The sequence below is a fragment of the Thiolapillus sp. genome (assembly GCF_048562965.1).
In the GTDB taxonomy this organism is placed as follows: domain Bacteria; phylum Pseudomonadota; class Gammaproteobacteria; order Chromatiales; family Chromatiaceae; genus Thiolapillus; species Thiolapillus brandeum_A.
In genome coordinates, this window is the sequence record NZ_JBHNMF010000057.1 from 4,578 (window position 1) to 12,115 (window position 7,538).

1 protein-coding gene, 2 tRNA genes and 3 rRNA genes are annotated in these 7,538 nt (G+C 51.6%); 5 read left to right on the top strand and 1 reads right to left on the bottom strand.

The genetic code is table 11. From position 1 onward, the window contains the following. Positions 1 to 287: 287 nt before the first annotated feature. The 5 genes from ACOCD2_RS05265 to rrf all read left to right on the top strand — a co-directional run bounded on the left by ACOCD2_RS05265 (position 288) and on the right by rrf (position 5,530). A 16S ribosomal RNA gene (locus tag ACOCD2_RS05265) occupies positions 288 to 1,828 on the top strand. Positions 1,829 to 1,922: 94 nt separating this feature from the next. After that, positions 1,923 to 1,999: transfer RNA gene (locus ACOCD2_RS05270), tRNA-Ile, on the top strand. Positions 2,000 to 2,088: 89 nt separating this feature from the next. Beyond that, a tRNA-Ala gene (locus ACOCD2_RS05275) sits at positions 2,089 to 2,164 on the top strand. Between the two features lie 234 nt (positions 2,165 to 2,398). Beyond that, a 23S ribosomal RNA gene (locus ACOCD2_RS05280) occupies positions 2,399 to 5,287 on the top strand. A 127-nt stretch (positions 5,288 to 5,414) separates the two neighbouring features. Further along, a 5S ribosomal RNA gene (rrf, locus tag ACOCD2_RS05285) occupies positions 5,415 to 5,530 on the top strand. Together the 16S, 23S and 5S rRNA genes with 2 tRNA genes alongside form the textbook arrangement of a ribosomal RNA operon. 652 nt (positions 5,531 to 6,182) lie before the next feature. Here rrf and ACOCD2_RS05290 read toward each other — a convergent pair. Continuing rightward, the coding region (locus ACOCD2_RS05290) for a CARDB domain-containing protein (RefSeq protein WP_419583520.1) at positions 6,183 to 7,538 on the bottom strand (1,356 nt) is incomplete at its 5' end.

Here is a 7,538-nt window from a genome sequence, read left to right on the forward strand (position 1 = left end):
CGCCGTATAATACGCCGCCTCGCAACACAAGATGTTGCGATGATCGCAAACAAACATATTTTATATGTTGACAGGTGATCGGGAAGGCCGCTAAAATTCGCGGTCTTCGCTGAGGGAAACTTCAGCAGCTCTTTAAAAAGTAGATCAGGTAATTTGTGTGGGTGCTCCGTCGTCAGGTCTTGATGGCCAATAAATATCGACGAAGCATCATATTCAATTCCAAATTTTTATATGACGTGTAGTCGAGCAAGGATTTTGTCCCTCCTAAAAGGGACAGTTCAAACTTTAAACTGAAGAGTTTGATCCTGGCTCAGATTGAACGCTGGCGGTATGCTTAACACATGCAAGTCGAACGCGAAAGAGATCTTCGGATCTTGAGTAGAGTGGCGGACGGGTGAGTAACGCGTAGGAATCTGCCTAGTAGTGGGGGATAGCCCGGAGAAATCCGGATTAATACCGCATACGCCCTACGGGGGAAAGATGGCCTCTTCTTGAAAGCTATCACTATTAGATGAGCCTGCGTCGGATTAGCTAGTTGGTGAGGTAATGGCTCACCAAGGCGACGATCCGTAGCTGGTCTGAGAGGACGATCAGCCACACTGGGACTGAGACACGGCCCAGGCTCCTACGGGAGGCAGCAGTGGGGAATATTGGACAATGAGCGAAAGCTTGATCCAGCAATACCGCGTGTGTGAAGAAGGCCTGCGGGTTGTAAAGCACTTTCAGTGGGGAAGAAAAGCTTAAGGTTAATACCCTTGAGTCTTGACGTTACCCACAGAAGAAGCACCGGCTAACTCCGTGCCAGCAGCCGCGGTAATACGGAGGGTGCAAGCGTTAATCGGAATTACTGGGCGTAAAGCGCGCGTAGGCGGTTTAGTCAGTCAGATGTGAAAGCCCCGGGCTCAACCTGGGAACTGCATTTGATACTGCTGAACTAGAGTATGGTAGAGGGAAGTGGAATTCCGGGTGTAGCGGTGAAATGCGTAGATATCCGGAGGAACACCAGTGGCGAAGGCGACTTCCTGGACCAATACTGACGCTGAGGTGCGAAAGCGTGGGTAGCAAACAGGATTAGATACCCTGGTAGTCCACGCCGTAAACGATGTCAACTAGCCGTTGGGCTCATTTAAGGGCTTAGTGGCGCAGCTAACGCGGTAAGTTGACCGCCTGGGGAGTACGGTCGCAAGATTAAAACTCAAAGGAATTGACGGGGGCCCGCACAAGCGGTGGAGCATGTGGTTTAATTCGATGCAACGCGAAGAACCTTACCAGCCCTTGACATCCTGGGAAGGCTTTAGAGATAAAGCTGTGCCTTCGGGAACCCAGTGACAGGTGCTGCATGGCTGTCGTCAGCTCGTGTCGTGAGATGTTGGGTTAAGTCCCGTAACGAGCGCAACCCCTGTCCTTAGTTGCCAGCGAGTAATGTCGGGAACTCTAAGGAGACTGCCGGTGACAAACCGGAGGAAGGTGGGGATGACGTCAAGTCATCATGGCCCTTATGGGCTGGGCTACACACGTGCTACAATGGCCGGTACAGAGGGTTGCCAACCCGCGAGGGGGAGCTAATCCCAGAAAACCGGTCGTAGTCCGGATTGGAGTCTGCAACTCGACTCCATGAAGTCGGAATCGCTAGTAATCGCGAATCAGAATGTCGCGGTGAATACGTTCCCGGGCCTTGTACACACCGCCCGTCACACCATGGGAGTGGGTTGCACCAGAAGTAGCTAGACTAACCTTCGGGAGGTCGGTTACCACGGTGTGATTCATGACTGGGGTGAAGTCGTAACAAGGTAGCCGTAGGGGAACCTGCGGCTGGATCACCTCCTTTATGATAGTCATCTCGGCTTGATGGCGGAGTACCCACACAAGTTACCTGAACTTGCAGACAGCAGGTCTGAACGCAGACCTAAGACACCGCGTTTGGGTCTGTAGCTCAGTTGGTTAGAGCGCACCCCTGATAAGGGTGAGGTCGGTGGTTCAAATCCACCCAGACCCACCAGTTTCCCGCAACTAGGACGAAAAATCCCTCTCGCGTATTGGTTATACGCCACGCGGTCTTCTTCGCCCGATTTGCGAAAAACAGATCATGGGGCCATAGCTCAGCTGGGAGAGCGCCTGCCTTGCACGCAGGAGGTCGGGAGTTCGATCCTCCCTGGCTCCACCATTTTCTGCAAGTACCAAGTAGCCAGCGCTACACGTAGTGTTGACTACTTTGTATTTGTTACAAAGTCTGCTCTTTAACAATTAGGTTTGATCTAGCAATTTCAATAAAAAAATCACTTTTAGTGGTTTTCTCAAGAAATTGAAGTATAGGCGCTGATATCGTCGTGAGACGTTATCAGAAATTATATACAGTTATCATGTTAGTCATATGACTTCAGAGGTTTTGGGGTTATATGGTCAAGTGAATAAGCGCATATGGTGGATGCCTTGGCGGTAGAAGGCGATGAAGGACGTAGTAGCCTGCGATAAGCCTCGGGGAGTCGGCAAACAGACTTTGATCCGGGGATTTCCGAATGGGGAAACCCACCCTTCGGGGTATCCTGTCCTTTTTGGGCAGGAGGCGAACCCAGGGAACTGAAACATCTAAGTACCTGGAGGAAAAGAAATCAATCGAGATTTCCTTAGTAGCGGCGAGCGAACGGGAAACAGCCTTGCAATCTTTAGCATTCGATCTAGTGGAACGGTCTGGAAAGTCCGGCGATACAGGGTGACAGCCCCGTACACGAAAGATCGAATGTGGAACTAAGTTTGCGATGAGTAGGGCGGGGCACGAGAAACCTTGTCTGAACATGGGGGGACCACCCTCCAAGGCTAAATACTCTCTACCGACCGATAGTGAACCAGTACCGTGAGGGAAAGGCGAAAAGAACCCCGTTGAGGGGAGTGAAATAGAACCTGAAACCGTATGCGTACAAGCAGTAGGAGCAGACTTGTTCTGTGACTGCGTACCTTTTGTATAATGGGTCAGCGACTTACTTCTCAGTGGCAAGCTTAACCGTTTAGGGGAGGCGTAGGGAAACCGAGTCTTAATAGGGCGAACAGTCGCTGGGAGTAGACCCGAAACCGGGCGATCTATCCATGGCCAGGGTGAAGGTGGAGTAACATCTACTGGAGGCCCGAACCCACTTATGTTGAAAAATGAGGGGATGAGCTGTGGCTAGGAGTGAAAGGCTAAACAAGCCCGGAGATAGCTGGTTCTCCTCGAAAGCTATTTAGGTAGCGCCTCGTGTCTCACCTCAGGGGGTAGAGCACTGTTTCGGCTAGGGGGTCATCCCGACTTACCAAACCGATGCAAACTCCGAATACCTGAGAGTGCAATCACGGGAGACACACGGCGGGTGCTAACGTCCGTCGTGGAAAGGGAAACAACCCAGACCGCCAGTTAAGGTCCCAAAATCATAGCTCAGTGGGAAACGATGTGGGAAGGCATAGACATCCAGGAGGTTGGCTTAGAAGCAGCCACCCTTTAAAGAAAGCGTAATAGCTCACTGGTCGAGTCGGCCTGCGCGGAAGATTTAACGGGGCTTAAGCTATGTACCGAAACTGCGGATGCATATTTATATGCATGGTAGAGGAGCGTTCTGTAAGCCGTTGAAGGCAAATCGTAAGGTTTGCTGGAGGTATCAGAAGTGCGAATGCTGACATGAGTAACGATAAAGGGGGTGAGAGGCCCCCTCGCCGAAAGCCCAAGGTTTCCTGCGCAACGCTAATCGGCGCAGGGTTAGTCGGCCCCTAAGGCGAGGCAGAAATGCGTAGTCGATGGGAATCAGGCTAATATTCCTGAACTGCTCGTAACTGCGACGGAGGGACGGAGAAGGCTAGGCCAGAACACAGTTGGTTTTGTGTATCCAAGCGTTTAGGCAGATCTCTTAGGTAAATCCGGGAGGTCAATGCTGAGGCGTGATGGCGACAGTGCTACGGCACTGGAGTGGTTGATGCCCTGCTTCCAGGAAAATCTTCTAAGCTTCAGGTTACGAGTAACCGTACTCCAAACCGACACAGGTGGGCAGGATGAGAATTCTAAGGCGCTTGAGAGAACTCTGGTGAAGGAACTAGGCAAAATTGTACCGTAACTTCGGGAGAAGGTACGCCCTTGACGGTGATGAGACTTGCTCTCTGAGCTGTTGGGGGCCGCAGTGAAAAGGTGGCTGCAACTGTTTACTAAAAACACAGCACTCTGCAAACACGAAAGTGGAAGTATAGGGTGTGACGCCTGCCCGGTGCCGGAAGGTTAATTGATGGGGTTAGCACTTGTGCGAAGCTCTTGATCGAAGCCCCGGTAAACGGCGGCCGTAACTATAACGGTCCTAAGGTAGCGAAATTCCTTGTCGGGTAAGTTCCGACCTGCACGAATGGCGTAATGATGGCCACACTGTCTCCACCAGAGACTCAGTGAAATTGAAATTGCGGTTAAGATGCCGTATACCCGCGGCTAGACGGAAAGACCCCGTGCACCTTTACTACAGCTTCACACTGGACTTTGAACCTATCTGTGTAGGATAGGTGGGAGGCTTTGAAGCGGTCACGCCAGTGATCGTGGAGCCAACCTTGAAATACCACCCTGGTATGTTTGAAGTTCTAACCCAGGCGTAACAGCGCCGGGGACAGTGTGTGGTGGGTAGTTTGACTGGGGCGGTCTCCTCCCAAAGAGTAACGGAGGAGCACAATGGTACGCTAAGTACGGTCGGACATCGTACGGTTAGTGCAAAGGCATAAGCGTGCTTGACTGCGAGACGGACATGTCGAGCAGGTGCGAAAGCAGGTCTTAGTGATCCGGTGGCTCTGAGTGGAAGGGCCATCGCTCAACGGATAAAAGGTACGCCGGGGATAACAGGCTGATACCGCCCAAGAGTTCATATCGACGGCGGTGTTTGGCACCTCGATGTCGGCTCATCACATCCTGGGGCTGAAGTCGGTCCCAAGGGTATGGCTGTTCGCCATTTAAAGTGGTACGCGAGCTGGGTTTAGAACGTCGTGAGACAGTTCGGTCCCTATCTGCCGTGGGCGTTTGAGAATTGAGGGAAGCTGCTCCTAGTACGAGAGGACCGGAGTGGACGAACCTCTGGTGTTCCGGTTGTCACGCCAGTGGCATTGCCGGGTAGCTACGTTCGGACAGGATAACCGCTGAAAGCATCTAAGCGGGAAGCCCCTCCCAAGATTAATTCTCACTGGAACTTTAAGTTCCCTGAAGGGCCGTGGAAGACTACCACGTTGATAGGCTGGGTGTGGAAGTGCAGTAATGCATGAAGCTAACCAGTACTAATTGCCCGTGAGGCTTGACCATATAACACCCAAAAGTTTTGGGTTATTGACTGCAATAACACTGTATAAAGTCATCTTTGATGGCCTGTACAACTAGATCAAACCGATTTTAGAGAGACCGGATTCGTCCGGTGTTTCAAACCAGTTTGCCTGGCGGAAATAGAGTACTGGAACCACCTGATCCCATCCCGAACTCAGAAGTGAAACGGTACATCGCCAATGATAGTGTGGGGTTTCCCCATGTGAAAGTAGGACACTGCCAGGCATTTATTCCAAAAGCCCCGATCGCGCAAGAGGTCGGGGCTTTTTCTTTGCTGGAAAAATGCTGTACGGTCTAGTTATCCTTATTCCTTCACCGCCCATGGGTCTTGCTGAAACATATATGACACTACCGTCCGCAGTGTTTTCCCGGCACGCATCGCGCCAGAGGGAAAACAAAATAGGCCTCCGAACGCGGTGTCCAGTCATATGGGAGCTGAGTGTGGAGCAGCAACGAGCTTGCGATGTTGTTGCGTAGTGCTCACCGACCAGGACGGCTGGGGCACGAATAGGTTGTCAAAGGCCGAGACGATTTTGGGGAATTGGATGTCTTAAAATCTACTCTCGGCTGGCATTTCTCCTCCATAAAAAGGGAAGCAGGATGCCAAACAGTTATAAAAAACAATGTGTTGGGAAATATTCCGGGGTAACGTGAACAGCTATTTCGGAAAACCCCGAAAAGTGTTCACCTTGAACCAGAATGATTGTTCACGTTCGTCCGGAATCGGTGTTCACGTTGAACTGGAATGAGTGTTCATCTTAGGCCAGAATATGCACAAGGCACGTATTCGTCCGTCGCAAGCAGGGTTTCAGAGCACAGCAATCAAATCCTGACCGTTCCGTTCATAGGCATAGCTTGTTGCTCAGCTGAAAAACGCTTACGGACAATCGGGTACGGCCGATGTGATGGAGAATATGCTGCCGGATTCAACTGAAAAGGAAGTCCCTTCCTGCCCAATTTGCACATCAGGGGATTCGATATACAACTCACTGTTCTTGATCACCTGACTATTGGTAAGGGTTATGGCAGTCGGTGATTTCAGAAAATGGTAGCTGGAAAAGACCTGTTGATCGATGATTAGCTCAGCGTTATCACAGGTTCCGGTAGCCACGACAATTTCTACGCCTTTGGAGCAGTTGTTGCCTGTTTGTGATTCGCCGGACACCGGGTCAACGCAACTCGCTATCCAATGGTGCCCGTTGGAAAGGTTCTGGGAAACGCTCAGTGATTGCGTAACTTCGACAGATGCAGCAGGTGCCAGGCTGGCTACCTGCTGCGTTTCCGGTGCTTCAGGATTGTTTTGGGTAACATTCGGGGACTCGGCGATAAAATATCGCAGTGTAGTGCCGGCTGCCTCGGCGTCCCCCAGATTGGCAACTGTGGAAACCAGCTTTATATCCTGCCCTGCTGAAATCAGCTGTCGTGCGGTGGTCTTGCTGGTAGCCACAAGATCCGGTCCACGCTGTTTCTCTATTGTGAATGAATAGTAGCCTCCGTTGCCATACTCACCAAAACCTGTATTCCAGTCGGGGTCGTAGGACAGGGGTTCCAACACCAGGTCGTAGTGGCCGGATGCAAGTGGCAGGGTTTCCTGCAGGATGTTGCTCAATGGGGGACTGGATGGCGCGAGGCTGGTAATCAGTGCGCCTGATGCACTGATGAGTTGTGCCTTGAGGGAAAGGCTTGTTCCCATTTTTTCTCCCAGAATCCCCAATGGTGGTCCAATCCTGATGTTGACTGTTGCAGATGCAGGCAGATCAAAGCTGTACACATCGATATCTTTTCCCAACCCCTCAGGGCGTAGCACACCCCTTTGTTCTATCACCGGCAGCGACAATTTCATTGCGCTACCTGGATTGTCTTCAGCCTCGTCACTGATTTCACCGATTGCATCGCGGATAATCGCCAGATCATCTTCATCTTTGTTGTTTGCGCCAGGATATTCCCCCTTGCTCCATTGGACATAGGATTTGCCGAAAGGGCCGCCCATAATGGGCCCCCAGTCGCCATGGCCGTGTTCGTATTCTCGATCCGGGTTGCCGTCATGGTGCAACCCCATCTGATGCCCAGATTCATGGGAAAGAGTCATTCCCAGCGAAGATGAACTTTTATTCCATACCCAGCCTGTACTGTAGGTGTCTCCTGAGCCAAAAACATCCCTATAGGCCACGCCGCCGGCGCCACAGTCATGGTACCAACCGCAGGTGGTGGTTGCTATGAGTGTACCCGCTGT